General features: G+C 46.4%; 23 protein-coding genes. 11 read left to right on the top strand and 12 right to left on the bottom strand.

Annotated features, from left to right (window positions below):
- Nucleotides 1-8: 8 nt before the first annotated feature.
- From SSED_RS00720 to SSED_RS00685, 8 genes are all read right to left on the bottom strand, one after another.
- Nucleotides 9-677: a paraquat-inducible protein A gene (locus SSED_RS00720; protein WP_012004277.1), complete on the bottom strand. Its 669-nt coding sequence runs from the start codon at nucleotides 675-677 to the stop codon at nucleotides 9-11.
- 146 nt (nucleotides 678-823) lie between these two features.
- Nucleotides 824-2,002 (bottom strand): cyclic di-GMP phosphodiesterase, encoded by a 1,179-nt coding sequence (locus SSED_RS00715; RefSeq protein WP_012004276.1) that lies wholly within the window; start codon nucleotides 2,000-2,002, stop codon nucleotides 824-826.
- Between the two features lie 260 nt (nucleotides 2,003-2,262).
- On the bottom strand, nucleotides 2,263-2,481 hold the full coding sequence (locus SSED_RS00710; protein ID WP_012004275.1) for a hypothetical protein: 219 nt from the start codon (nucleotides 2,479-2,481) through the stop codon (nucleotides 2,263-2,265).
- A 5-nt stretch (nucleotides 2,482-2,486) separates the two neighbouring features.
- Entirely contained in the window at nucleotides 2,487-3,227 is a 741-nt protein-coding gene (locus tag SSED_RS00705) for a DNA-binding protein (RefSeq protein WP_041421896.1), read from the bottom strand.
- Nucleotides 3,228-3,242: 15 nt separating this feature from the next.
- Nucleotides 3,243-3,788, bottom strand: a complete 546-nt coding sequence (locus tag SSED_RS00700; protein ID WP_012004273.1) for a hypothetical protein — start codon at nucleotides 3,786-3,788, stop codon at nucleotides 3,243-3,245.
- A gap of 67 nt (nucleotides 3,789-3,855) precedes the next feature.
- Nucleotides 3,856-4,449, bottom strand: coding sequence for a CbiQ family ECF transporter T component (locus SSED_RS00695; protein WP_150104379.1), 594 nt, complete (start codon nucleotides 4,447-4,449; stop codon nucleotides 3,856-3,858).
- Between the two features lie 88 nt (nucleotides 4,450-4,537).
- A complete protein-coding gene (locus SSED_RS00690) occupies nucleotides 4,538-5,893 on the bottom strand; it encodes an ATP-binding cassette domain-containing protein (protein WP_041421895.1) in 1,356 nt (451 codons plus the stop codon).
- A gap of 183 nt (nucleotides 5,894-6,076) precedes the next feature.
- On the bottom strand, nucleotides 6,077-8,110 hold the full coding sequence (locus SSED_RS00685; protein WP_012004270.1) for a TonB-dependent receptor plug domain-containing protein: 2,034 nt from the start codon (nucleotides 8,108-8,110) through the stop codon (nucleotides 6,077-6,079).
- Between the two features lie 417 nt (nucleotides 8,111-8,527).
- On the opposite strand from SSED_RS00685, the gene SSED_RS00680 reads away from it, so the two are divergent.
- The gene (locus tag SSED_RS00680) at nucleotides 8,528-9,886 is read left to right on the top strand and encodes an isochorismate synthase (protein ID WP_041421475.1); all 1,359 of its coding nucleotides are present in this window, start codon (nucleotides 8,528-8,530) and stop codon (nucleotides 9,884-9,886) included.
- Nucleotides 9,887-9,991: 105 nt separating this feature from the next.
- Here the strand turns inward: SSED_RS00680 and SSED_RS00675 are convergent, their stop codons facing one another.
- Complete coding sequence (locus SSED_RS00675; protein ID WP_041421474.1) at nucleotides 9,992-10,765, bottom strand: substrate-binding periplasmic protein; 774 nt, start codon at nucleotides 10,763-10,765, stop codon at nucleotides 9,992-9,994.
- A gap of 308 nt (nucleotides 10,766-11,073) precedes the next feature.
- Here SSED_RS00675 and SSED_RS00670 point away from each other — a divergent pair, with 308 nt between their 5' ends.
- Both SSED_RS00670 and SSED_RS00665 read left to right on the top strand, forming a co-directional pair.
- Nucleotides 11,074-11,739, top strand: coding sequence for a 7-cyano-7-deazaguanine/7-aminomethyl-7-deazaguanine transporter (locus SSED_RS00670; protein WP_012004267.1), 666 nt, complete (start codon nucleotides 11,074-11,076; stop codon nucleotides 11,737-11,739).
- A gap of 112 nt (nucleotides 11,740-11,851) precedes the next feature.
- Entirely contained in the window at nucleotides 11,852-12,322 is a 471-nt protein-coding gene (locus tag SSED_RS00665; RefSeq protein WP_012004266.1) for a GNAT family N-acetyltransferase, read from the top strand.
- 265 nt (nucleotides 12,323-12,587) lie between these two features.
- On the opposite strand, the gene SSED_RS00660 is transcribed toward SSED_RS00665, so the two are convergent.
- Both SSED_RS00660 and SSED_RS00655 read right to left on the bottom strand, forming a co-directional pair.
- Nucleotides 12,588-14,705 (bottom strand): sensor histidine kinase, encoded by a 2,118-nt coding sequence (locus SSED_RS00660; protein WP_012004265.1) that lies wholly within the window; start codon nucleotides 14,703-14,705, stop codon nucleotides 12,588-12,590.
- 1 nt (nucleotide 14,706) lies between these two features.
- The gene (locus SSED_RS00655; RefSeq protein ID WP_190273207.1) at nucleotides 14,707-16,137 is read right to left on the bottom strand and encodes a sigma-54-dependent transcriptional regulator; all 1,431 of its coding nucleotides are present in this window, start codon (nucleotides 16,135-16,137) and stop codon (nucleotides 14,707-14,709) included.
- Nucleotides 16,138-16,363: 226 nt separating this feature from the next.
- On the opposite strand from SSED_RS00655, the gene SSED_RS00650 reads away from it, so the two are divergent.
- The 8 genes from SSED_RS00650 (at nucleotide 16,364) to mutM (ending at nucleotide 23,680) form a co-directional block, all read left to right on the top strand.
- Complete coding sequence (locus SSED_RS00650; protein ID WP_012004263.1) at nucleotides 16,364-17,176, top strand: ABC transporter substrate-binding protein; 813 nt, start codon at nucleotides 16,364-16,366, stop codon at nucleotides 17,174-17,176.
- Nucleotides 17,177-17,270: 94 nt separating this feature from the next.
- Nucleotides 17,271-17,978 (top strand): ABC transporter permease, encoded by a 708-nt coding sequence (locus tag SSED_RS00645; protein ID WP_012004262.1) that lies wholly within the window; start codon nucleotides 17,271-17,273, stop codon nucleotides 17,976-17,978.
- Nucleotides 17,979-17,980: 2 nt separating this feature from the next.
- Complete coding sequence (locus SSED_RS00640; protein WP_012004261.1) at nucleotides 17,981-18,700, top strand: ABC transporter ATP-binding protein; 720 nt, start codon at nucleotides 17,981-17,983, stop codon at nucleotides 18,698-18,700.
- On the top strand, nucleotides 18,684-19,274 hold the full coding sequence (gene mobA / locus SSED_RS00635) for a molybdenum cofactor guanylyltransferase MobA (protein WP_012004260.1): 591 nt from the start codon (nucleotides 18,684-18,686) through the stop codon (nucleotides 19,272-19,274). The genes SSED_RS00640 and mobA overlap by 17 nt, the downstream gene beginning before the upstream one ends.
- A gap of 14 nt (nucleotides 19,275-19,288) precedes the next feature.
- On the top strand, nucleotides 19,289-21,094 hold the full coding sequence (locus SSED_RS00630; protein WP_012004259.1) for a bifunctional molybdopterin-guanine dinucleotide biosynthesis adaptor protein MobB/molybdopterin molybdotransferase MoeA: 1,806 nt from the start codon (nucleotides 19,289-19,291) through the stop codon (nucleotides 21,092-21,094).
- A gap of 77 nt (nucleotides 21,095-21,171) precedes the next feature.
- On the top strand, nucleotides 21,172-22,158 hold the full coding sequence (gene moaA / locus SSED_RS00625) for a GTP 3',8-cyclase MoaA (protein WP_012004258.1): 987 nt from the start codon (nucleotides 21,172-21,174) through the stop codon (nucleotides 22,156-22,158).
- Nucleotides 22,159-22,317: 159 nt separating this feature from the next.
- The gene (locus SSED_RS00620) at nucleotides 22,318-22,800 is read left to right on the top strand and encodes a hypothetical protein (protein ID WP_012004257.1); all 483 of its coding nucleotides are present in this window, start codon (nucleotides 22,318-22,320) and stop codon (nucleotides 22,798-22,800) included.
- Between the two features lie 64 nt (nucleotides 22,801-22,864).
- Nucleotides 22,865-23,680 (top strand): bifunctional DNA-formamidopyrimidine glycosylase/DNA-(apurinic or apyrimidinic site) lyase, encoded by an 816-nt coding sequence (gene mutM / locus SSED_RS00615; protein ID WP_041421472.1) that lies wholly within the window; start codon nucleotides 22,865-22,867, stop codon nucleotides 23,678-23,680.
- An 82-nt stretch (nucleotides 23,681-23,762) separates the two neighbouring features.
- On the opposite strand, the gene SSED_RS00610 is transcribed toward mutM, so the two are convergent.
- Entirely contained in the window at nucleotides 23,763-25,256 is a 1,494-nt protein-coding gene (locus tag SSED_RS00610; protein WP_012004255.1) for a capsule assembly Wzi family protein, read from the bottom strand.
- Between the last annotated feature and the right edge of the window lie 12 nt (nucleotides 25,257-25,268).

Here is a 25,268-nt window from a genome sequence, read left to right as displayed (position 1 = left end):
TACGACAGCTATTGAGGTGAAGTAAGCACAGCTTCCCTCTCTACGCCCGTAGTGTTTGCACGCCGACGCCGTGTTACCAGATAGGTACTCAAGATAGAGAAGATGCAATAGGCTGTAAAATAGTAGAAGCCAACCTCAAATTTCGCGGTTGTTCTCAATAACTCTCCCATGCCAGCCGATGCATTTCCGGCCATAAAACTCACCATAAGCGCCACGACAAAAACATCGGCCATCGACCACTTGCTGATTAAGGCGATAAATCGATTTAAATGTCGCTCAACTTTTTCCGGAACAGAAAATTGCAGAAACAACATCACACTTAATTTCAGCGCCGGAATAACAATACTAAACAGCATCACCAGAGCAGAAACCGGGGCATTACCCGATTGGAATAGCTCTTCTATGGTCCCCAAAATACTCCGCGTCTTCTGAAAAACTTCGACTTCGCCTTCGATCTCATTGAGTCCCAGCATGCCCGTTATCATCGAAATCATCCCTCTGGCACTTCCACTGCCTGCAGAGTCATCACTAAAGCTGTTTGCCAGATGGTCCACCCCAGCCAAGGTCAATTCAGATTTGTCTATTGTTCCGCTGAGACTCAAAATAGGCTGAGTTACGCCCGGGACTAATAACGCCAGTGAGATAAAAATAACAATAATGGGGAGTACTCTATGCACAGGAAAATTACTCTTCAAAAATATAGAAAGTAATTATATCAATCCAGCCCCAAATAGGGTCATCCGGTTATATATCAAAAGTAACAAAATGTCATGAGGTGGGTATCATTTGCTCAAGCAGTAAAACATGCCAATGGGTTATAGAATCAATAGAAGGGAGATGGATCGACATCCAAGCTACTTGGTGAGACACCACGCTCAATATGCAGATCCGATTTAAGCAGATCGACCATAGCGACTTCGGTGTAACGCTTATGCTTTATTGAGTAGAAACATTTGAGTATCGGATGCAGGGCGTCTCGGTTACTCGCTTGCCAAACGATACCAATCCGGCCATCGGATAACTCAACTAATGAGCCTACCGGGTAGACTCCAACACAACGAATAAACTCATAAACCAAGGCTCGATCCAGATGAGATGGCGTCAGACTCAGAAGTACTTTAAAGGCAGCGGCCGGACTCATGGCCTCTTTGTAACAACGGGTTGCGGTAAGGGCATCGAAGATATCGACAATACAACTCATGCGCCCATGAAGCGGCAACTCATCTCCCTTCAACCCCTTCGGATAACCATTACCATCCAGCTTCTCATGATGCATCAGACAAACATCTTTACTGATGCTCGAAAGGCCTTTTGTCTCTTTCATGATATCGATGGCAAAAACCTGATGCAGCTTGATATGCTCAAACTCTTCGGGTGTGAGTCTTCCCGGCTTATTTAGCACCTTGTCGTCAACTTTAATTTTGCCAATATCATGTAGCATGCCGCCAATCGCCATCTGCCTCAGCGTATCTTTTTCTAACTTGAGGTATTTTCCGAAGGTAACCAGCAAAAAAGCAACATTGATAGAGTGTTCAAGAAGATAGGCATCTTTCGTTCTCAATGCCGATACACATTTCAAGGCATCCGCATCGAGCAAGGCAGACTCAATCATATTGTCTGCAAGGGCTCCAAAAGGTGCAACCTCTATCGCCTTTCCCTCGAAGGTTTCTGATAGGACTTTTTTAACGAGATCTTTAGCCTCGACAATCAGTTTTTTGGCTTGTTTTTGTGATTTTTCCCGAGATTGTTGGGGCTTCTTACCAACGGGTTTAGGTGATGGTGCACGTTTTAATCCACAATGTTCCGCAGATCGCTCAGCATCGACCCACACATGCTTAATCCCATTCTTAACCAATTTAGCAATCGCATCGCGATGACGGATCTGCCCGGCGTTGGAAATTTTTACCAAGCCTTGTCTATCAATTGCGGTAACAAACATACCAACTGTCAATTTAGACACTGGAAATTTAACAAGTGCTTTAGATTCCACCGAATCCGCCATGAATCCAAGCCCCCCCAGGATGACTAACAGCAAATGAACATATTTATTGAAATATGCTAGTACGTCTTATCTTTACCACAATTTTTTGCGTTAAAACAAGGACGTTGTGGAGAGGTATTCTAAGCCTTGAAAAACTAAATAACCACAGCAAAGATCTGCATCTCAATCTCAATCTATCTAAATATTGACCAAGAACACATGTTAACTTAAGTTAATGCTTATTTATCAGATGGTAAAGACCTTATTCCTGTAACAAATATTTACTTAAATTGGATACATTCGACGCCATCGATAAGCCAGCGTCGATTCATGCAGTTGTAACAAGAGACAAGCGTGTCATCGATCTGCTCATCCTCATCATCGGGGCTGAATTGCTTACAGGTCTGAGCAGCCTCTCTGGATGCTTCACTATTTTCAGTGCCAAATCTGAAGCGAAAGACTTTTCCCTCTAACTGATACCAAGGTTTCAACTGCATCATCACAATCAGTACTCCTTTAACTGTCGCTTTAATGCGTTACACCAGCGACCCTCGTGACGATATACCAAAAGAGCAAATTGATGTTGGCAATACACAGCTTTGACCTTCTTAGTTAAATGAATAACTTCAGTACTCTTCAGTTGCTGACCACTTAAATCAACGACGATATCCAGCCCGCTGCGCGTCAATACCTCTTCCACGGTGAGCTCTACCCCCTCTTCATAAAGCTCCTGACCCAGGTCAATCTGCCCCTTCACTCGACCGTCCTGACCATATAGCCTTAATCCGATACCGGCCAACGCCCCAATAACGCCCTGTCCGGTGCCACCATGCTCACTTAAACTGACACCTAATCTCATAGCCAGATCATAAGCATCTTGCTTAGTCTTAACTTGGCCTTTTGCCTCTAAACCAAAATGAATCAGTGCCTCTCTGTCGAACCCTGAATCACATGCCAAGATAGCCAAACCTGGATCGGATGCTGGCGCACTCTCTTCTAACAGGTGTGCGATAGCCAACTGCTCGATCATCGCGAGAGACTTATTAGTCTCTAAATAAAAACACATCGCGCTATTATGGGAGGTGTACGGAATATCCGGATGTACATAGAGTTGATGACGAGTGATAAACGAGCAGCTTTCATGTTCATCACCGGACAGAATCTCGGCAATCTCTTGGGCTATCTCTCCCGTACCTTTAGTTCCAATATCATCCGTATCATCGATACAGATCAACCAAGATTTCAACTGTTTATTATTCATCTATTTTGCGCTCTCTTTATAGAGTAAATCATGTGACTTCAACCGCTCTAACACTGGGGGGACCATCAAGGCCGCGAACAGGGTAAACATCCCACCTTTTAGCATACTCAACGCAAACTGAACCAAAGCCACCTGCATCGTCATTCCCACCAACAGATCCTCTATCCACCCCTTTGTGGCCCATGCAAGACAACCTATCAGACCCACAATCACACAGCGCCACCTTAGGGTAAACAGCCCCGCAAACACGAGCAGACTCAAATCCATCGCAATAGCCGGCAATGCAAACTTTATGAGGATTAATGGCCCCCCTTTCCCCACACTTAAGATCATGGCAACCAGCCCGGATAACACTCCACATGCGGAGATACAGCCAACACGTCCCACCACGCCATAACAGATGAGATAGAAAAATGTCATCAGAAACATCGAATGCCCGGAGATGCCCAGCTTGAGACGCAACATGCTTTTTAGCGCCACCAATAATGTGGCACAAAAGCCGATAAAGAGTGCATCCTGCAAACTGAAGTTAAAACTCTTACTCATAACACCTTCTTCATATAGTTTTGTTTAACAGCTGAGTTGAATAAAACGAGAGATTTGAAATGTAAAATCACCTCCAATGAGTGGGTTGATTACTCTTACCAAAATATCGTAATTGAGCCGCGACAGCGATCTGTCTGGAAAGCTTAAGCAGCTGAATAAGTACTGGAAAAATCACACAATTTATTAATTCAGACCAATTTCTCGGATCCCTCAGGGCTTTAGGGTTTATTCGCGCGCCACGCAGACACTGAATGTGATAGATTTCACGCAGTTCGACTGTCATGTATGGCAGCAAACTGATCGATGCCGCAATAACGAATGCCCACTTAACCGGCAGTACCCAAGTTAGCACTTCACCTATACGTTCCGGGGCGCAAGTAATGGATAACCACCAGCCAGGGATGAAAGCTAATAAGATCCTTAATACCGCTACCGCCCCCTGAGCCAGCTGACTCTGGCCATGAATAAGATAATATAGACTCATGGTGATAGTGAGCTGCACGAAAAAGACCCGTGCAATAACGCCCAGACTTCCCCGACGGTATACGCCATGAATAACCAAGCAAATTTCGCACGCTATCAAACCAGGGATATATCTGTCCGGGAGAAAAAAAGCGCCACTCGACAATAACAAGACAAGAATTAAAGAGGTGGCGGTAATATAACCGCTTTTCCGGGCCGCGGCCCTTTCAAGACGATGATGATCAAAGCCTGCGGCTCCACGATATTCAGTTGCCTTATGCCTGCCTTTAGCCCGCACTCACACTCTCCACACCAGCCAAAGACAAGTCGTCATATAGGAGACCATCGGATAACTGCCATGATCGCGTCACCGGCATATGATTCATCTGCCTATGGCTGCTAAATAAGATGGCCGTACCTTGCTGACTTAAGCTGACCAACACCTGCCAAACTCTGCAGTAAAATGCCTGGTCCAAGCCTGCAAGCGGATCATCAAGCAGCAATACTTTCGGCTTCAACGAGGCAAGAGATGCCAGAGCGACCAGATGTTGCTGCCCGTAAGATAAGGTATGAGGAGAATGAGATTTAAGGTCCTCTAATCCCATTTCACGCAATAGTCTATCGGCATTTTCCAGCGGTAAACCGAAGCGTTTAAGGCTAAATTGCATCTCCTCCAACACAGTATTTTCAAAAAGCTGACGATTTGGACGCTGAAGTAATAAGCCCAGTTCACCGCCGAAGATACCAAGCTTCGGTTGCTTACCCAATACTGCCAGAGGTAACGCTCTGACATTAGACTGTATCCCTGCAATACTCTTCAATAGACTACTCTTACCTGCACCATTGTCGCCGACCAAAGCGACGATCTCACCTTCAAACAACTCAAGATGGTCATGGCATACAAATAGTGGGCTTTGATCTTCAAAACAAAATTCAAAAGGCTCGAAAGCCAGTACACTTTCCCCAACGGGAATGTATCCGGGTCTGGTGAATGAAATTGGAGCTGACTGGAAACACCCTGACGTCATCTTGCCATCTTTTAATTGCCAAAAATGATCCACAAGATCACTGAAAGCCGCAGGGTTGTGCTCAACCAAAACGATGGCAACGTTATCGGACTTGAGTAGCCTCAAGACTGACATGAGTTCATCGACACCCATATCATCGAGTTGAGCCCAAGGCTCATCCAGCAGCAAAATATCGGGTTCATATACCAATTGAGCCGCGATCATCAAACGATACTTTTGTCCGAGTGATAGCTGCTCAATGGGCATATCTAAACTGACGTATAACCCCACTTTTCTTAATGCTGCTTGAACCTTACCGACCATAAGATCATAGGGGACTGCCAGATTTTCTAACGCAAAGGCAACTTCAGCACCGACACTCTGCCGGATAAACTGCACATTTGGATCCTGCATCACTAAGCCAAGCACAACACCATCGGCGATATGAAGCTCGCCTTCGAAGGGTCTGGAAAGGCACCCCACAATAAGGTTAAGAAGACTCGATTTTCCTGAACCGGTAGGCCCGCTAATGCAGTGACATTCCCCCTTGCGAATAGCCAAACTCGCTTCATTCAACACTAGAGGCGAGTCACTGTGATAACGGAAACTAACTCTATCTAATTCCAGTAAATTCATATCTGAACAAACCATATCCATGTCGATTACTTATATTGATTATTTATATCGAGTACTAGCGTTATAACAAGCTAGAAGCCAACTCCCATCATCACACAGACAAACCTATCCATTTGATAATGAGAGTTAACTTGTTCCAACACCGTTCAATTAACTCCTCAGTTGAACGTGAGGGTTACTGGCCTATATCTGCCAGCTAATGCCGACAAAGACTTGTCGTCCAGCCTGAGGAATGGCATCGCTTTGGTAATAGTTTTCATCTAACAAGTTTGTCGCCCTGATGTAGAGCTCCAGCTTGTCATCCAATACAGGTTGAACTAAGTTCAAATCCAACAAGGTGTAATCTTTTAATGACTGCTCGGTCCAAACTTTATTACCGTTAACCTTCTCCTGTTCGTAGTAGACCTGTCCCATGATCCGTTCAATATTCATGTTGATTCGCATCGCAAAAGGAAGCTCATAATCTGCCTGAAAACGAAGCTGATGCCTTGGGCGATACTCTAAAGTCCCCATGCCATCGAAAGCATCTTTGTCTTCGGTGTCCAAAAAGCTATAGACAAAGGTTAATGACAGATCGTCAATGAACTGGTTATTCAGAGACACATCGACCCCTTTGAACTGATAGCGCCCCATATTTTGATAGACACCTGACATATCCTTGGCAATATAGTTCTCGGCATCGGTGTAGTAGCCCGCAACGGATAGCGCCGTCGATGCTCCCAGCTCTTGTTCAACACCGAGTTCAAAATGTTTAGATGTTTCTGCAACTAAATCGGCATTTCCTGAAGATTGTGAGTACAGGTTCTTCATCGAAGGGAAGCGAACTTTTCTTGCGATTCCCGCATTGAAACGTGTCTGTTCAAATGCTTGCCAGAATCCGGACAGCTGCCCTGAGTAATCATTCTCAGACTCTTTGACACGGTCTTGATCATGAAGAGCACCACCTATGGTGAAACCATAATAGCCATCATCCTGATATTGATATTCGGCGGCTAAGGTATAGAGCCACGCCGAGTCATCGAAGTTGCTGCTTCCACCGCCGTTTCCACCACCGCTTCCGCCGCTATAGCCATCGAGTACCCGACTCTGCTTCTGACTCGACTTGTCACCTGTCGATGGCTTGGATGTTGTGGACTCCCAGCTCTGATTTTCAGCGATAAGAGAACTCGTCAGCAAACCCACATCACCGAAATTGGTGATAAACTGCAGATTTCCGCCCTGTACCTTTGAGCGTCCGTCCTGACTCTGTTTCACCTTGGTATAGCTGGAATCGGTATATTGTGTCTCCAGCACATCACTCTGATTGTGATAACCGAAACCTCTAAGGGTGAACATCTCACTGAATTTATGTGCCATGCCTAACTGGAAGGTTTTTGCATCATAGTCATCGGCCCGCTCAAACTTAACGGTTCCGCTACCGCTACCATCTCGTGAAGGCTTGCCCCACTGGCCCGAACGCAGGCTCATATTGGCAGTTACTTGGGTATTGTCTGATAACCAATAGCTCCCCTGAGCATAAATATTATCGATCTCTTTATCAGAGTTAGCCCTGACATCATCAAGCTGAACATCGTTATGTGGATAATCACCTGACAGTGGGAAACCATTCGTTTGTTGATGACTGACACTGACCAAACCTTGCCAATTATCACCTGACCCCGCAGCGCTAATGTCACCATTGAAGGTATCTTCGCCGGACGCCTCTAATCGCCCCGACAAAGTAGAGGCATCATCTCCCTGCTTGGTGATGATATTAATCACACCACCGGCTCCGCCGGGGCCATAAAGAACCGATGTCGGCCCTACTGAAACTTCGACAGAAGCGATCTGACTGGTTGGGATCACACTTGGATCAAACTGGCCATCTTCGGCACCATTTGCCGGCACACCATTAATGAGCAAGGTAACGTGTCGTGTCTTAAACCCACGAATATCTACCCTTGGTGTACCCTGTCCGCCGGTTCTTACATATACGCCAGGCACATTTTTAAGCACTTGTTCTAAGCTTTGAGCCCCCAGCGCTTTTATCTCATCCTCATCGATACTCCAATGAGTCGTAGCCACTTCTGTCGCGGTCGGTCTCTCGCCATGAACAACGATGACTTCGTTTACATTGAGGATTGGGTCTCTATCTATGTCGTCCGCAAATACGGCTCCACTACTACCGATGGCAAGCGCGATTGCCGACATTTTTATTATTTTTTGTTGTACTTTCATACTAAACGTATCCTAACCAGAGCTTATTCGCCGTTATTGTCAGCACCAACTTGTCTGTCCTCAAGAAATAAAAAGTCAAAAACAAACGCAGATCGACAAATTCAGACAATGTCTACACATCGAACTGCTAGCGAGGGACAAATTGTCCACATCAAATAGACGTAAGGACAGAATTACTCAGAGTTATAGACGTCAACTTGATGATAAGGTAGGTGAAATACAAACTTGTATTGCTGTATTCATGGTCAAGTTCACAGCTTGAATGGCAACGACTTGACAGTTTTTAGCTTGAGCATTACTTTGTGGTAAAGATTCTTATTACCAATTATATATAGGAACTAGATAGCGTCAGAATCAAAGGATCTCTGCGGTAGTTTCCACTGTTCTATTTTCACTGATATTTGTTTGGAGTTTCAATTGGCTGCTTTCCTGCTGTCACAGGCTATCTCAACCCTTACTGACAAACTAAAACAACTGAAATTTCAGTCGCACAGTGATCCTATCATTCAAATTTCTGTTCCCATTTCGCCCATGCCTGCGATTGCCTGGCTTGCCGCACAGCCGATCTACCCCAGAATTTACTGGAAAGGCAGAGATACCGAAGAGGAAGTTGCTGCCGTCGGAAGCTGCAAAGATTTCGCCTATGAAGAGGCGGTAGATGACAACCAGCTATCCTTGGAATATCAGAAACAACGCGCCCTCTCAAACAATCAGGATATTCGCTATTATGGCGGCGTTGCTTTCGACAGAACCACTGAATGCTGGCCCGAGTTTGGCAGAGCCCACTTTGTTCTTCCCAGAATAGAGTTAAGACGCAGTGGTGAAGAGTATAAATTACTGATCAACCTTAATTGCGAGTCTAATGATACTGAAACTGAGCGAACCAAAGCGATAGAAGACTTGGCAAAACTGGTTTTCCCAAGTCCACTCTCCCCACCAAATAAAATCAACTTATTAAGCAGAAGTGATAGGCCAGACCATTATCATTGGACCGAATTGGTAAAGAAAGTCACTCACGAGAAGTTTATACAGGATACCCCAAAAGTCGTGCTGTCGCGTCTGACTCAACTGGAGGTAGACGAAGAGGTCGACCCCTGGACGCTACTCGCTTGTTGGCAGGGACGTAATCAAAATAGTTTTCAATTTGGATTCCAGTTTAGCCCCGAACGTGCTTTTATCTCCTGCACGCCAGAGCGCCTCTATCGACGTAGACAACGAGAACTATTTACCGAAGCATTGGCGGGCACAACAACACGTGGGTTAAACCAGGAAGAAGACAGAGTTCTTGCTCAACAGCTATTAGAGGACAGTAAAAATAGCCATGAAAATCAGCTCGTAAAAGAGCATATCGTTGATGCCTTAACTCCTTTAAGTAACTATGTTGGCGCGGAAGAGACGCCTCGGGTATTTAAACTCAGCCATATTCAACATCTACACCGTTCAATTAGGGCTGAGTTGAAACCTGGTATCGATGACTTTCAGTTATTACAGGCGCTCCATCCGACACCTGCCGTGGGCGGCTTACCAAAAGAACCCGCAATGAGCTTTATCCGCCAACGTGAAGGCTACGCCAGAGGCTGGTATGCCGGAGCCTGTGGATATTTCAATAAATATGAAAGTGAGTTTGCCGTCGCTATCCGCAGTGCACTCATAGAGCCCGGACGGATCAACTTATTCGCCGGAGCCGGTATTGTTTCAGGTTCAGAGCCGGAAGCCGAATGGGTTGAATTAGAGAATAAGCTGACAACGATACTTTCTATCCTTACTGAACTTTAGTTCTGAGTTAAGAGCTACTGAACTCTAAGCTATTAAAATCAAGTTCAGGGTTAAGAGCTGCCAGCCACACAGTATTACAGAAGGTTTACAGCTCTTCCCGAAAAGTCACTGCTCTCTGCCTGGATCTAGCCTTTGAGCATCGGGACCCACGTAATGACGAAAGAGCTCGTCGAGTTCACCACTGTCGATAAGTTTTTTCAATTCTCTATCAAAGTGCCGCTTTAGCTTTGCGCCTCTGTCATTGTCAGAAAAAACGAAATAGATCTCTGTCCTGAACACATTTTCTATGATCACAAACTGCCTGGGCTGATTCAACTTAGGCACCATAGTTAGCATCACGGGCTTATAATCCAGCACCGCATCCACCTGACCTCGGTTTACCCTATTCAGCATCTCAAGTAGATTACTGCTCTCCTCGTAGTACATAGGTACAGAGATAAATTCATCATAACGGTATGCTAAGAGTGCCTGAACTTTCTTCTGGCTCAAGCTCTCGGCCCCTTTCCATATGACCGCCAACTCAGGAGTTATCGCTGCATCCACGCTATCGACTTCGACGGGATTCTTACTATATAGAGCCCTGGTCGTATCTCCGCTATAGAAGCCTAAAGCCATATCGATCCTATTGTGATTGACTAAATACCTCACCCGGGAAAAGGGCACTATATCGATTTGAAGTAGCCACTCTTTCTCAGGAAATACCCGTTTCAGAATATCGAAATAGTAACCGCTTCCATCTCTGTTGGTATAACCTAGCCAACTATCGGTGGCTATGGTCACCACTCTGGGGCCTTCAATAAGCGGAGTTGGGTTTGCCAAGAGATGACTTGGCAGAAGAATCAAACATATCAGTAAAGTCGTAAGTGTTAGTCTCTTCATAGAGATGACCATTCTCTGTTTAGCCAAAAGTAACAAAACTCAAAGCAGCCAAAAACTGAGTGTATCTAGTAGATAGTTTAGGTCTATTTAAGATCTTTTGGACAAAAACTCCTCATAACTCTTGCCCCAACTGAAAACCTCTCTATAATGTGCCGCCCCTACAGGGGCTAGAATAGGCATAACTAATCCACGACCCGCTTACTAATAATGCTCGTGTCTTAGGTATTTAATGCCAAATACCACTTATCTTAACGGGTTCCCTCACCCCGTGACCGTGCAAACGGATAATCAATTAAAAAGGCTACAAGATGTTAACGTTAACAAATGCGCAAATTCGCCGTGCACTGCTGGTGCTTGTCGGCTTCCACATACTGATCATATGCGCCAGTAACTATTTGGTTCAACTGCCTTTTCAGATATTTGAACTTCATACTACCTGGGGAGCATTCAGCTTTCCATTCGTCTACCTTGCTACCGATCTCACCGTCAGAATTTTCGGTCAAAGCGCGGCCAGGCGCATCATTCTAAAAGCGATGATTCCAGCCTTGCTTATCTCATATTTAATGGGCGTTATTTTTCATCAGGGCAGCTTTCAAGGCTTCACAGCACTATCTGAATTCAATAACTTTGTTTTTCGTATTGCCTTCGCCAGCTTCGCCGCCTACCTCATTGGCCAGCTCATGGATATCACCGTCTTCGCCAAATTAAGAAATACGCAATCTTGGTGGGTAGCACCTGCAGCATCGACCCTTATCGGTAACCTGGTTGATACCTTGGTTTTCTTCTCGCTAGCTTTTTACGCCTCCAGCGATAGCTTTATGGCTGCACATTGGCCTGAAATAGCCAGCGTCGACTATGGCTTTAAACTGATTGTAAGCTTAGGGTTGTTTCTACCGGCATATGGCGTGCTATTAAAGGTACTGGAACGAAAAATCGTAAAATTACCAACTCAACAAGAACTGGCCACTAACTAAAGCCTATAACCCAAGATACTGGCCAGACCAGTTGTTTTGGGCTAATATTGCCAGCTTATAATATAGGCAGCAGCTCATCTGCTGCCTTTTTTTACAGAGAGATTGGCTCCCCATGTACAACGTAGAGATAGAAACAACGACTGAGCTTACCCCAGATCTGCTGAACTGCTTACTCGATATACATCGACAGATCCCTGAATTTGATAAGCCATATCCTGAATCAGAGTATCAAGTACGGCTTAATCATAAGCCTATACTGATCATGTTTATCAGAGTAGAAGGTGAACTTGCAGGTTTTAAGCTAGGGTACGAACTCAATGGCTCTACTTTCTATAGCTGGCTGGGAGGTGTGATTCCAGAGTATCGAAATTTAGGTTTAGCCCAGCACCTGCTACAGGCTCAAGAATCTTGGGCCAGAGAAAGTGGATATCAACAGATAGAAGTTAAAACCCTGAACCGGTTTTCATCTATGTTAGCCATGCTAACCGCCAGTCGATATCAAATCACCAACATGACTCAAGCGACTGATAAAGTTGAAAATAATAAGATAAAACTACAAAAATCACTCATAGAAGCAGTGTAAATTTAAAATAAATGCAATAAATCACTTGCACGCCCTAATGATAATGATTATTATTCACATGCGTTCCAAGGAACTCACTCTATTTAGACTTAAACACTTCATCTCTGTTTAATTCGTTCTCAGGTTTTAAGAGGAAAATGGCATGGGTTTGCAAAGTACGACATTGCTCACACACACTTTTTAGCCGGGATTATTTCCCGGCATTTTTTTATCCATTTTTCACAAGTAAGACTTATGAGCGATGTAGATAAACAAGATACTAGAGTCAATGACCATTAAAGTGCAGCCCCTCATAAGGGGTATCTACCTGCTCCTCCTTAGCTTTATGATATAAACCTATGGTAAATAGCGTTCCCTTGCCCACCGTAGAGCTGACCTCTATCGTTCCACCAATACGCTTAATAATTCCGTAACTCAAAGATAGCCCCAGACCCGTACCGTCGGCTCTGGTGGTATAGAATGGATCGAAGATACGACTCAGCTGCTCTTGTGGGATCCCTTTACCTTCATCTTCAATTTCGATCTTAACCCCGATAGGTTCACCTCTTTGGACCCAATCATAGGTTCGGATCCAGATCCTTCCCTCTTCATCCATTGCATGGGCCGCATTAACCACGAGATTAATCAACACTTGCAATAACTGAGGACGGTTCACCTCTATCGGATAACTGGCGTTCAACTCCTGATTCAATATCACCTTCTGCTCTTGAATCGAGTGGCGCACCAATACCAACATCTCTTCGATAATCGGAGTGAGTTGATGCATCTCAAGTGGAGCATTGAACTCACCAGGGCGACTATACTGCAGCAGGCTACGGATAATGGTACTGATCCGTCCCACCTGTTGGATCACGAGATCGATCTCCTCCTCAACATCCTCCGCCCTATCGCCTAGCTCATATTTCATCAACTCCATATTGCCTAAGATCACCGCGGTCGGATTATTAATCTCATGGGCAATACCTGCGGTCAGCTCACCCAGTGCGGTAAGCTTCTCGTTGGTGACCAGTTGTTGTCTGGTCTCATTAAGCAGAGCCACGTTGTTTTGAAGTTCCTCTGTTTTCTCCTGCAGGCTTCGTGTCCGCTCTTCAACTTTCACCTCTAACTGCTCGGCAGCAGCCTGGATTTGCGAATTTCGGCGCTGCAGCAGATCCAGCATTCGGTCAAATTGCTCGGCTAAATTTGATAATTCATTATCTCGCTCAAGCCCCAAAGATCCGATGCGCAGGTTTCGTCCTGATTGCACCGCTTTAACCACGTGATGAATACGCTCAATTGGCTGAAGTAAGCTATAAGCACCGCGATAGACGAGCAATCCAGACACCAGTAAAACCAACATCAAGATGGTGCCCAGCTCTATAATATTAAGTAGGTAATTATGAATAAATGGCGATTCTGAGAAGCCGGTATAAATCATCCCTATTCGCTTACCCTGAACATCCTCGAGTGGTGCATAAGCAGAGATAAACCAATCATTGAACACGAAAGCTCTGTCGACCCAGAGCATTCCCTGAGAAAAAACTTTTTGCTTAACCTCTTCAGATACTAAGCTGCCTAATGCACGCCCCTCGACTTCCCCACCTTGTGGGAAAAAATGTAGGGGAACATTGGTACTGATACGCGTATTGTCGAGAAAGATAGTCACTGTGCCGATAGATCGTTCCGGCAGTGTCCCCTTGTCGTAAACCAGATCTCTGATGTGATCGACGATACGAATATCCCGATTAAACAAGATCCCACCATCTAAGTACCAGGCAACATTGCCTTCGGCATCGGGAACGGGCAACAAACTTCGACTGAGTAAGCCCCTGTCTTCGACTTTCTTAGTCGGTTTTTGTGATCTGGGCGTTTCAACTAATGGAATACTTGCCGTCTTCACCATCTCAGGATCAATTAATGCCAGGCGCTTAGGTTCCAGTACCATTAAACCTGAATATGCAGAATCACCTTTTACTTTCTGAAGCATGACGCGAAGGTCTGGATCGGCAGCGGCCTCTGACACGCTAACCAGACGCAAGAAATCTAAATTTAACAGCTGTTTTTTGGAATCGAGCAAATGATCGATCTGCTTTCGATAGCTATTTTTATTGCCATCGAACAGACGAAAATCATTCTGGAATTCCCATGATTCCATTACGAGTTCCAGCTGCTTTTCCTGACTCTTCTGAACAGAGATAAGCGTGTTGTTCGCGACAGTAAGGTCAGCCTTAACCTTCATAAACAACTGCTTACCCGTATAGCTGATATTCCAATAGATGGTAATAAATACTAAGCTAACTAAGGTAAGCAGGATCGGCAGCAAGGTAAGGATTAAAATTCGATAACGAACCTTAGCTTGCATCTGCTGCCAATTGATACCAAAAATACGAGGAAAAAAGGACACCTTAACTCTCCTCTTGTTTATCGGTATCGAACCACTCTTTATACTTCCTATCTAAAGTTTTCCGCGAAACCCCTAGATCCCTCGCCGCGGCAGATTTATTGCCATTGTGAAGGTCGACGACTTGAGTAACGTGATGTTTTTCAACCTCCTTTAGTCCCCAATCTAATGGATAACCCGATTCATTGGGCATGTCAGATTTTGGCTGCTGCTTCCAATACTCCGCAGGAGGCTTACCCAGTAAGATACAGCGCTCAATCATGTTTCTCAGTTCACGGATATTTCCAGGCCACTCATGCTGTTGTAATTTCAGCATATCTTCATGGCTCCAAACGACCTCTTTAACACCGAGTTCAGACGCCAACTGCCTGGTAAAGTGATGTGTTAATTCAACGACATCTTCCGGCCTATCTCTGAGAGGAGGGATCACGATATCTAACACATTCAAACGGTAATAAAGGTCTCGTCTGAAGTTACCCTCTTCGACCTCTTCCGCGAGCTTACGGTTTGTTGCCGCCAATACCCGGACATCAATATTTGTCTCTTTCTCACTACCGACGGGACGGATCGTTCTCTGCTCCAGAACCCTAAGTAGAGCCGTCTGCATCTTAAGAGGCATCTCACCGATCTCATCGAGAAAGATTGTGCCACCGGAGGCAAAGCTAAACAGGCCCTCACGATTGCCCTTCGCTCCGGTAAAGGCACCGGCCGCATGACCAAAGAGCTCACTCTCAAGAAGTTCCGGCGCAATAGCACCACAATTAACCGGAACAAAAGGCCCTTGGCGTCCACTCAGCAGATGCAATTGTCTCGCGACTAACTCTTTACCCGTACCCGACTCGCCTTCAATTAAGATCACGGCATTCGTTGGCGCTACACGTTCGATGACATGCTTCACCTCTTGCATGGCATCGCTACTACCGATAATAGTAGAGGACTGGCCAATAGAGACTTCACGACGCAGCATCAAGTTTTCACGCTTGAGCAAACGACGTTCGATACAGCGATCGACCGCTTTCATCATCTGCTCAAGATGAAATGGCTTCATGATAAAGTCTGATGCTCCGGCTCTTAGTGCCTTGATAGCAACATCCATATCCGCATAACCCGTCATAAAGATGATGTCCGAGCGTCTCTCCTGATCATTTAATGCTTCATGCCATTCAATTCCGGAACGACCAGGTAGACGAATATCCACGACCAAGAGGTCAAAATGGCATCGACTTCTTAACTGTTCTGCGTCCTCGACGCTGGAGGCGGTCTCGACCAGAGCGAATTTTTTAGAGAGCGCCTTTTTCAGAAAGCTACGCATACCGGGCTCATCATCTACAATAAGCACAGATACGGCGGAAGGAAGGGGTTTCAAATCTTTTTTATTTTGGCTCATATTGTCTTCTTTAGGACATTTTGACTCATTTAATGGTGATTCTAGCATCATAGTCTAGTAAATAGGTCACTGTGAGACAAAGAATAAGGGCTATGGGACAAAATGTCTGTATGGCACCATTCAGTCGTGCGATCGGGATCACAGTCCCCCACCATTTGTGACACCAATACGCATCGATGACATTTGGCATCAAATTTGCTAAATAAACTTGCATAATTTGTAGAAGATTAGTTTTGGCAAAGAATCTTCATTATTTAATCGCCAAGGAGCAAGAATGTTAAACCTTAAATCTATCTTCAGCTTTGCATTAGCCGCGACGCTAGTCACAGGTATGCCGGCACAAGCCGAAGAGATTATAAAGTTAGCCACAACAACAAGTACTGAGAACTCAGGCTTATTGAAAAACTTATTACCCAAGTTTGAAGCCGAAAGCGGCTACAAAGTTCAGGTCATTGCAACCGGTACCGGTAAGGCCCTCAAGCTTGCCCGTCAAGGCGATGTCGACGTCATCATGACACATGCCCCTGCAGCAGAAGCTAAATTTGTAGATGAAGGTTTCGGTCTTTTGCCTCGCGGCATAATGGAAAACGATTTTGTGATCTTGGGCCCTAAAAATGACCCGGCTAAGATCCGTAACAGTAAGACAGTTGAAGAGGCATTTGCTAAAATAGCCGAATCAGGCGCCATTTTTGTTTCTCGTGGAGACAACTCCGGCACAAACATGAAAGAGATGATCATCTGGAACAATGCTAAGGTCGATGCCTCTTTTGCCGGTTATAAGTCTGTTGGTCAGGGAATGGGTAAAACCCTATTGATGGCAAACGAACTTCAAGGTTACACACTTTCTGATCGTGGTACCTTCGTGGCCTACAAGGCAAAGCTGGATATGGCTATCGATTTTGATGGCGGCCAGGCATTAGCAAACCCATACCAGATCATGTTAATTAACCCTGCAAAATACCCTGATCTAAACCACAAAGGCGCCAGAGCCTTTAGTGACTGGTTGATTGGCGCCGAAGCTCAAGGCATGATCAATAGTTATAAAGTTCAAGGTGAGCAACTATTTAAGGCAACTTATAGCGAATGACTCTAAGATTCTGGTTAAGCAGTTTTTTAAAGTGCTACACAGCAGACACATCTAATGGTCTGGGTATACAGTTATCTGAATCGGGCTACCACAGATGAATGAAGGCTGGTTAGCCCTTTTACAGCAGGCCTTAGGCCTGCTGTTTTCATTGGACCCTGATGTGTGGTCCATTGTATCTGTATCTTTTTCTGTATCTTTTGCGGCTCTGGGGATCACCCTGCTACCTTCGATGATATTGGGATTTATGCTGGCTTTTGGGCGCTTTCCCGGTCGCTGGTTTGTCACCAATTTAATTCAGACTCTCCAGTCAATTCCTACCGTCGTCATTGGCCTGCTCGTCTACCTTATGCTGACCCGCATGGGCCCTCTGGGTGATCTTAGATGGCTATTTACTCAAAAAGGCATGATTTTAGGCCAGATGATGATCTGCGCTCCCGTGTTAGTCGCAATGAGTCAAGCGGCCTTTACCAGCGTCGACCGTAGAGCCTGGGAAACATCACGCACCCTTGGCGCCTCTTGGTTCAGGGGCATCTTGACGGTCTGTAGAGAGCTTAAAGTCCCGTTACTCATGGCGATCGTGGCTGGGTTTAGCCGCATCTTGACTGAAGTGGGTTGCTCCATGATGGTCGGTGGAAATATTGCGGATGTTACCCGAAACATCCCTACCGCTATTGCACTCGAGACCAGTAAAGGCGACTTTGCCCAGGCAATAGCCCTAGGTCTTGTTCTGCTCATCTTATCTCTCGTTCTTAACTTTACTTTAGGGGCGCTCAGAGGCAAAGCAGAGCCGAGGAGCCATTAGATATGGTCAAATTAGTCGCTAATAATCTAGAGATGAAGTTTGGTGAAAGACATATATTCAGTGTCGACAGGCTTCAGTTGTCTCAGGGACAAACGATACACCTTCAGGGCGATAACGGTTGTGGAAAGACCACCCTGATGAAACTGCTTGCCGGTCTGATATCTCCCAGCAGAGGGGCCATAACAACTGAAGGCTTCGAGCCACTGCCATGGTGGCGTTCCAATGCCTTGTTAGGCAAAGCCGTCTATCTACATCAACATCCGTATCTGTTCGATGGCAGCGTCGAATATAATCTGAGTTACCCTCATCCGTTTTGCAACATGACAAAACAGCAACTGAGTGATCGCACCCAAACTGCAATTGAGATGGCTGAGTTAACTCATCTCAAAAACCAAGCGGCATCGAGCCTATCGGGTGGTGAAAAACAACGGCTCGCTATCGCCAGAGCCTGGATAATGCAGCCTAAGTTATTAATGTTAGATGAGCCTACATCCAATATGGACAGGTTTTCACAAGACTTGGTTTTGGCCATGATCTCCGATCTTCAACAGCTTGGAACGGGAATGTTAATCAGTAGCCACCAATCTTGTGTGCTAACCAGTTTATGCAATCAAACCTGGGTCATTGAAAATCAACATATAATGTCATCTTCCACGGCGGACAATATTCCAGCCTCAGCTCCAATAAATCTACAGGAACCAAGATATGTCATTGCAAATTGATGCAGTTATTTTAGCCGGAGGCATGGCCAGGCGCATGGGGGGAAATGACAAAGGTTTAGTCGAACTCCAGGCACAACCTATGATAAAACACGCCATAGATCGCATAAAACCACAAGTTAGAGAGATCCTGATCAACGCAAACCGTAACCAAACCCGTTATGCTGAGTTCGGCTATCAAGTTATCAGTGACGAAGATTCTGGTTATCTTGGGCCGCTAGCAGGAATGATCACTGCGATGGGGCAAACACAGGCCAAGTATCTTCTTGTCGTTCCTTGTGATTGTCCGCTTTTGCCGGCTGACCTTGTCGAGCGCATGCTCTCCCAATTAGAGAAAGAAAATGCCGACCTTGCAGTAGCAAGTGACGGGAAGCGCGAACAACCTGTAGTACTACTTTTAAAGCCGGAATTAAGAGACTCGATGAAAGCCTTCTTAGATGCTGGCGAACGTAAAATCGACTTTTGGTACGCTAAACATAACTGCGCCGTAGCTGACTTTTCAGATCAGCCGAACGCCTTTGTTAATGTGAATACGCCAGAACAAAAACAACAACTTTCTGAGGCAATTGCCAAATAAAAACCGAGGTTTAAATGAGCATCCCTTTTACCAATCCGTTAACAATTCCTGTTCTCGGATTTTGTGCCTATAGTGGCACAGGAAAGACCACGCTATTAAAGAAACTGATCCCCGAATTAAATCGCAGGGGGGTGAAGCTGGCAGTCATAAAGCATGCTCATCATAACTTCGATGTGGATATTCCGGGTAAAGACAGTTACGAAATGCGTAAGGCTGGTGCTCGCCAGATGCTGGTCGCCTCACACGTAAGATGGGCACTGATGACGGAAGATGCCGTCGGGGATGACCCTAAGCTACCTCACCTGCTCCAGCAGATTGAACAAGATAGTGTCGATATCGTATTGGTGGAAGGCTTTAAAAAACTCGAACTCCCAAAGATTGAACTCCATCGTGCCGCCCACGACAAACCTTTCATCCATACCCATGACAAGAACATTCAGGCAATAGCTTGCTGTGATGAAACTGAACTTCCTGGTGACTTGAGACGACTGGACATCAATGATGTCGCTCAAATTGCCGACTTCGTTATCGAGTATGCTAACAACTGGCAGCCAGCAAGTGTCAACTTACCGCTCTCTCCGGCACCAGAGTGTGGCTGTGAGGTCGATACCAGTAAGACCCTGTCGGTAAGACAAGGCATAGATAAGATCTTATCTTACGTTAATCCCATCACAGCTGGTGAAGTGCTCCCTCTGGATGAGCTCAACAGCCGGGTACTCGCCGAAGATGCGATATCTCCTGTCGATGTACCTCAACAGACCAATTCGGCCATGGACGGATACGCCTTCAAGCACTCCAGCCCCATGCTAGCCAGTTATAAGATTGTCGCCGATGTCATGGCGGGACATCAATACTCGAAGGTGCTACAGACAGGTGAAGCGGTACGTATCATGACAGGTGCCACGGTACCCGCAGGAGCCGACACCGTTCAGATGAAGGAGTTGGCCACAGAGCTGGAAGGTCAGGTTAGCTTTCAGGGTGATATCACCCTGGGACAACATATCCGACTCGCAGGCGAGGACATAGCTAAAGGCCATACGGCCCTGGCCGCCAACGCTCGACTGCAAGCACCAGAACAGGGACTACTGGCCTCACTGGGTTTTGGCCAGCTGCCGGTATTCAAACGCCCCAGAGTCGCCATTTTCTCAACCGGTGATGAAGTGTGTCAGCCCGGAGAGCCACTACAACCGAACTGCATCTATGACTCAAACCGCTTTACCATCAAATCTATGGTCAGAAAGTTGGGCTGTGAAGTCATAGATCTTGGGATCATTCACGACTCAGAAGATGCACTTGCCGATGCACTTAGCCAAGCCGCGGTCGATGCCGATGTGGTGATAAGCTCCGGCGGTGTATCCGTCGGCGATGCCGATTTTATCAAACTGGCACTCGAGCGAGTCGGCCAGATTAACTTCTGGCGTATCAATATGCGACCGGGACGACCACTGGCCTTCGGCCAGATTGGCGATAGCCTCTTCTTCGGCCTGCCCGGTAACCCGGTTGCGGTTATGGTCTCCTTTATGCAATTTGTACAACCTGCACTGAGAAAATTAGCCGGAGAAAACAGTTGGGCACCGACTATGGTACCCGCGATCACAGATACAGGTCTTCGTAGCCGTGTGGGTCGCACCGAATTTACCAGAGGCATCTATCACTTAGGTACCGATGGGAAACTACATGTCACGACGACAGGCGCACAAGGTTCAGGGATGTTGAGCTCTATGGTAAAAGGAAACTGTTTCATCGTTATCAGCGAAAAAGATGATCAGTTAAATCCTGGTGATACCGTTTATATTCAACCTTTTGCCGATCTACTCTAGTTGTTGATCTCTGTTTAACTGTTTTCTGTAGTGGCTCAGATAACTGAGCCACTACGGTGTTTTTGTAGGTAGCTAGTATGAGTTTGATCGTCGATACCTTCGGACGTAAGGTAGAATATTTGCGTCTTTCTGTTACTGACAGATGTGATTTTCGTTGTGTTTACTGCATGAGCGAAGACCCCTGTTTTCTCAATCGTGAACAAGTCCTCAGCTTAGAGGAGCTGGCCTGGGTGGGTCAGGCATTTACTGAGCTGGGTGTAAGAAAAATTCGCCTCACCGGCGGCGAACCTTTGGTACGCACAGACTGTGACCAACTGGTCAAACTGCTCGGCGACCTGCCAGGGTTATCGGAGCTATCGATGACCACCAATGGTTCCCGGCTTACCAAGTTTGCTGAAAAGATGCGTGGCTCGGGTCTTGGCAGGCTCAATATCAGCCTGGATACATTAAAACCTGAACTCTTCACCGAATTGACCCGTAATGGCAAACTTGAGCGTGTCATTGAGGGTATCGATGCCGCTAAAGCCGCTGGCTTTACACGCATCAAGATCAATGCGGTTATTCTAAGAGGCCAAAATGATGATGAAGTCCTGGACTTGATCGAATTTTGTCGTGGCAGAGAGTTGGACATCGCTTTCATCGAAGAGATGCCACTCGGCATTATCGATGAGCGTAAGAAGAGTCGTCACTGCAGCAGTGAGGAGGTAAAATCAATTATCTCAAAGCGGTATGAACTCAGTGTATCGAACAAGCGTACCGGTGGACCCGCGCGTTACTACACCATGCCGGGTAGCTCTATTCATGTGGGCTTCATCTCTCCACACAGCAACAACTTCTGCCATGAATGTAACCGCGTTCGCGTCACTGTAGAGGGCCGTTTGTTACTCTGTTTAGGTAACGAACACTCCGTCGATCTAAAAGCCATCCTCAGAGAATTTCCCGGTGATATCGAGAAGTTAAAAACCGCCATTTTAGATGCCATCAAGCTTAAACCTAAAGAGCATGTTTTTGGGCCCGAGGGCGATGTGCAGATCTTACGCTTTATGAACGCGACAGGCGGATAGCGTCAAACAAGTTCAAAGGAAATCCAGAAGGTTGAAAGCATAAAGCTTTCAACCTTTTTTATTGCAGGTTTATCTCTCACTCATCACTCGCAGCTTTCTTCGCCACTGCATGATAGACTGGATAATTATCGTCACTCAACCACGCTGAAACTCGATGCTATGGCTCTATCTCGAAAAAAATGGAACAACGTAATCATTATCGCTTCCCTACTAATGATCACCATACTCACCCTATTAGATGACAAAACATCTCAGCTACCCGATGATGCTCACCCACTTTTCGATAACACTTCTCCTTTAGCGCAACTACAAGTGAACGAACTCTGGCTCAACAAAGGCAGTAGTAACTGGCAATGCCACCCAAAAATTCTCAATTGCCAGGTATGGGCAAAAGCCTGGAGCGAGATACAGCTATCTCCACTCGTCGATCAGCAAGAACTGTTTAAACATTCCAGCGCCGACACCCCCAAAGAGGTCATCATAGTTATCGCCAACAGTGAGCAAGCGCAGCCATGGAGCTGGTATGAAAAGCTGGGACTACTGAAATCCCCGGCAAATAACTGGTACCTGATCCCTCCCAGTCAAAGAGAAGGGCTTTCACCGATCATCAAAATATCCGCGGCATCAAATACCGATAGCTAACCAGATAACTTACAATGAAGGCCGCAGCCCCCCATTAGCCTTATCGACCTGTCCGAGAATGAATATGCCTGAATTGCCCGAAGTAGAAGTTACCCGTCAGGGGATCACTCCTCATTTAGTCGATCAACAAGCGACGGCACTCACTGTGCGTAACGCCAGCCTTCGCTGGCCGGTACCGGATATCGCACAGCAGATCGTAGGGGAGACCATTCGAAACGTGCGTCGTAGGGCGAAGTACCTGCTTATCGATACCGATGCCGGCACGACAATTGTGCATCTTGGCATGTCGGGAAGTCTGAGAATCGTCTCCAGGAACACGCCTGTCGAGAAGCATGATCATATCGATTTAGAGCTGGCCAGTGGCAAAATACTGAGATTTAACGACCCACGCCGCTTCGGTGCCTGGCTATGGTGTGAACTGCCCGAAGAGGCGCATCCACTGCTGTCAAAGCTCGGACCTGAGCCGCTAAAAGACGGCTTTAATCCCACCTATCTTGAACAGATATTAAAAAATAAGAAGAAAGCCATTAAGCTCTGTTTGATGGATAACCATATTGTTGTGGGTGTCGGTAATATCTATGCCAACGAAGCCCTGTTTGCGGCAGGCATTCATCCCGAAACGCAGGCGGGCAATGTCGACACCGAGAGGTTGACGATTCTGGTTACCGAGGTAAAACAGATCTTAGCGAACGCCATCAAGCAGGGAGGGACCACATTGAAAGACTTCACCAATGCCGAAGGAAAGCCTGGATACTTTGCCCAGAAGCTGCATGTTTACGGGCGAGGCGGTGAGACCTGCACCCAATGTGGCAATCTGCTCAGCGAGATCAAGCTGGGCCAGAGGGCCACAGTATTTTGTGGCCTATGTCAGACTAAATGACAAAGAAGGACGTTCGCAAGCTCACTGCGAGAGTGCAGCAAGCTGCGCCTAGAACCTAGGTCCTAGATTCTAGGTTCTTCTTTTAGAAACGATACTCGTAGGTGCCGAACAGGGTCGCATCGGTTTGTTTGTCTTCGACCTCAAATTCCGATTGAGACACTGTACCACCGACACTCATCATCCCTTTCCAGATAGGCATACGATAGCTAAGCTCCAGCATTAACAGATCTTCTTTCGCAGGCTGGGGCGCCCAGCCATGAGCCGGACTGGAGCCATCTTTGTTCAACTGGGCATAACGTAATAGCGAGGTGATGCCGCGACTATCAGCAAACTGTCCAATCAAGCCCAACACATAGACTTTAGCGTCGCTGTCATAGGTGCTGCCATACGCCTTATCATAATAACGAGAACCGCTCTTGTATATTGAGTGTTCATACATGCAGTTGAAGACGTTATCATCTTCTCCGCAAGCGACCATGGTATCAGTGTACTCGAAAAAGAGCTTGTACTGAGCATTGTCAAAATTAAAGCGAGTATCTACACCCGCTGCGTGACCACAATCGACAATATCCCAGGGAGTTGAGCCCTTGGCATCCTCACAGGTTTTCTCATAATAGACACCAAATGGAATATCGAACCAGGTATCGCTGAAACGGATATCGTAACCCGCCATCTGATTACCATAGTTGGTACAGCCCGCCTCGCCCGCACCGCGACAATCTCGCTGACCGGTTATAGACTTCAAGGCACTTTCCCAGGAGCACTCTTCGCCTTCACCACAGAACTGGGTCGTCCAGGAAAAACCTACCTCTAACTGTCTGAAGGGACGCAGTGAACTACGGAAGTTCCACAGTAGCGGATTAGCGACCGCACGCTCCTCCTCTAAACGACTCACACCTGCAGTAAGAGTCCATGGCCCAAGCCAGGATAACCAGGGAGTTTCAAATGCAGCCGCGTTATTACGGCTAATCATCACCGAAGGCAGCGGCCGTGCATTATTTGATCTATGCATTGATGAGTCGAATCCAGGCCCCCACCACTGCTCTACGGCGCCGGCGGTAAAGATCCAGTTGCCTAAGATAACCGCCATATAGGAATCATCGTATCTGAACTCTTTTTCATCACTGGGATCATAGTTAGCTGAAGCCGAGGCCTTAAAGGCAAAGCGATCCCCCATATATTCATATGACGCTTGCAGCTCACCCTGCTCGCTATAATCGGAGCCAAAATGTTGAAAACGAGCCGCATCGGTCGCCGCCGCCGCTTTTATTCTCGTATTGCCACGATTCTCGACCGCATTTCGATAATAATAGTTCACCCGGGCGAAGGCTTGCGCCACCGAAGGGGGCAATACCGAGGGCTCAACTTTGCTCAGATCAGCACCGATACCGGCCCACATCAGCGGATAGGTATTAACGGGAACCGTGATCACACCTTCATCGGCAAGAGCCTGAATATCGGCACGCAGATAGATATCAGAAGTGTCCACCCAGGGGGCGGATACAGAGATAAAGGAGGTAAATAAGCTGAGTATTGCAAAAGCCCGCACACCAAATGACTTTAAATTTTCCATCATTATGACTTTCAC

Source organism: Shewanella sediminis HAW-EB3, assembly GCF_000018025.1.
GTDB lineage: Bacteria > Pseudomonadota > Gammaproteobacteria > Enterobacterales > Shewanellaceae > Shewanella > Shewanella sediminis.
Note: the sequence above shows the minus strand (reverse complement) of the source record. Positions and strands in the feature narration are given on the sequence as shown.

What these genes read in the sequence shown, in the direction of transcription:
- SSED_RS00715 (WP_012004276.1), bottom strand. Translation starts at nt 2,002, where the DNA reads ATGGCGGATTCGGTGGAATCTAAAGCACTTGTTAAATTTCCAGTGTCT.
- SSED_RS00710 (WP_012004275.1), bottom strand. Translation starts at nt 2,481, where the DNA reads ATGATGCAGTTGAAACCTTGGTATCAGTTAGAGGGAAAAGTCTTTCGC.
- SSED_RS00700 (WP_012004273.1), bottom strand. Translation starts at nt 3,788, where the DNA reads ATGAGTAAGAGTTTTAACTTCAGTTTGCAGGATGCACTCTTTATCGGC.
- SSED_RS00690 (WP_041421895.1), bottom strand. Translation starts at nt 5,893, where the DNA reads ATGAATTTACTGGAATTAGATAGAGTTAGTTTCCGTTATCACAGTGAC.
- SSED_RS00685 (WP_012004270.1), bottom strand. Translation starts at nt 8,110, where the DNA reads ATGAAAGTACAACAAAAAATAATAAAAATGTCGGCAATCGCGCTTGCC.
- SSED_RS00675 (WP_041421474.1), bottom strand. Translation starts at nt 10,765, where the DNA reads ATGAAGAGACTAACACTTACGACTTTACTGATATGTTTGATTCTTCTG.
- SSED_RS00670 (WP_012004267.1), top strand. Translation starts at nt 11,074, where the DNA reads ATGTTAACGTTAACAAATGCGCAAATTCGCCGTGCACTGCTGGTGCTT.
- SSED_RS00665 (WP_012004266.1), top strand. Translation starts at nt 11,852, where the DNA reads ATGTACAACGTAGAGATAGAAACAACGACTGAGCTTACCCCAGATCTG.
- SSED_RS00655 (WP_190273207.1), bottom strand. Translation starts at nt 16,137, where the DNA reads ATGCTAGAATCACCATTAAATGAGTCAAAATGTCCTAAAGAAGACAAT.
- SSED_RS00650 (WP_012004263.1), top strand. Translation starts at nt 16,364, where the DNA reads ATGTTAAACCTTAAATCTATCTTCAGCTTTGCATTAGCCGCGACGCTA.
- SSED_RS00645 (WP_012004262.1), top strand. Translation starts at nt 17,271, where the DNA reads ATGAATGAAGGCTGGTTAGCCCTTTTACAGCAGGCCTTAGGCCTGCTG.
- SSED_RS00640 (WP_012004261.1), top strand. Translation starts at nt 17,981, where the DNA reads ATGGTCAAATTAGTCGCTAATAATCTAGAGATGAAGTTTGGTGAAAGA.
- mobA (WP_012004260.1), top strand. Translation starts at nt 18,684, where the DNA reads ATGTCATTGCAAATTGATGCAGTTATTTTAGCCGGAGGCATGGCCAGG.
- SSED_RS00630 (WP_012004259.1), top strand. Translation starts at nt 19,289, where the DNA reads ATGAGCATCCCTTTTACCAATCCGTTAACAATTCCTGTTCTCGGATTT.
- moaA (WP_012004258.1), top strand. Translation starts at nt 21,172, where the DNA reads ATGAGTTTGATCGTCGATACCTTCGGACGTAAGGTAGAATATTTGCGT.
- SSED_RS00620 (WP_012004257.1), top strand. Translation starts at nt 22,318, where the DNA reads ATGGCTCTATCTCGAAAAAAATGGAACAACGTAATCATTATCGCTTCC.
- mutM (WP_041421472.1), top strand. Translation starts at nt 22,865, where the DNA reads ATGCCTGAATTGCCCGAAGTAGAAGTTACCCGTCAGGGGATCACTCCT.
- SSED_RS00610 (WP_012004255.1), bottom strand. Translation starts at nt 25,256, where the DNA reads ATGATGGAAAATTTAAAGTCATTTGGTGTGCGGGCTTTTGCAATACTC.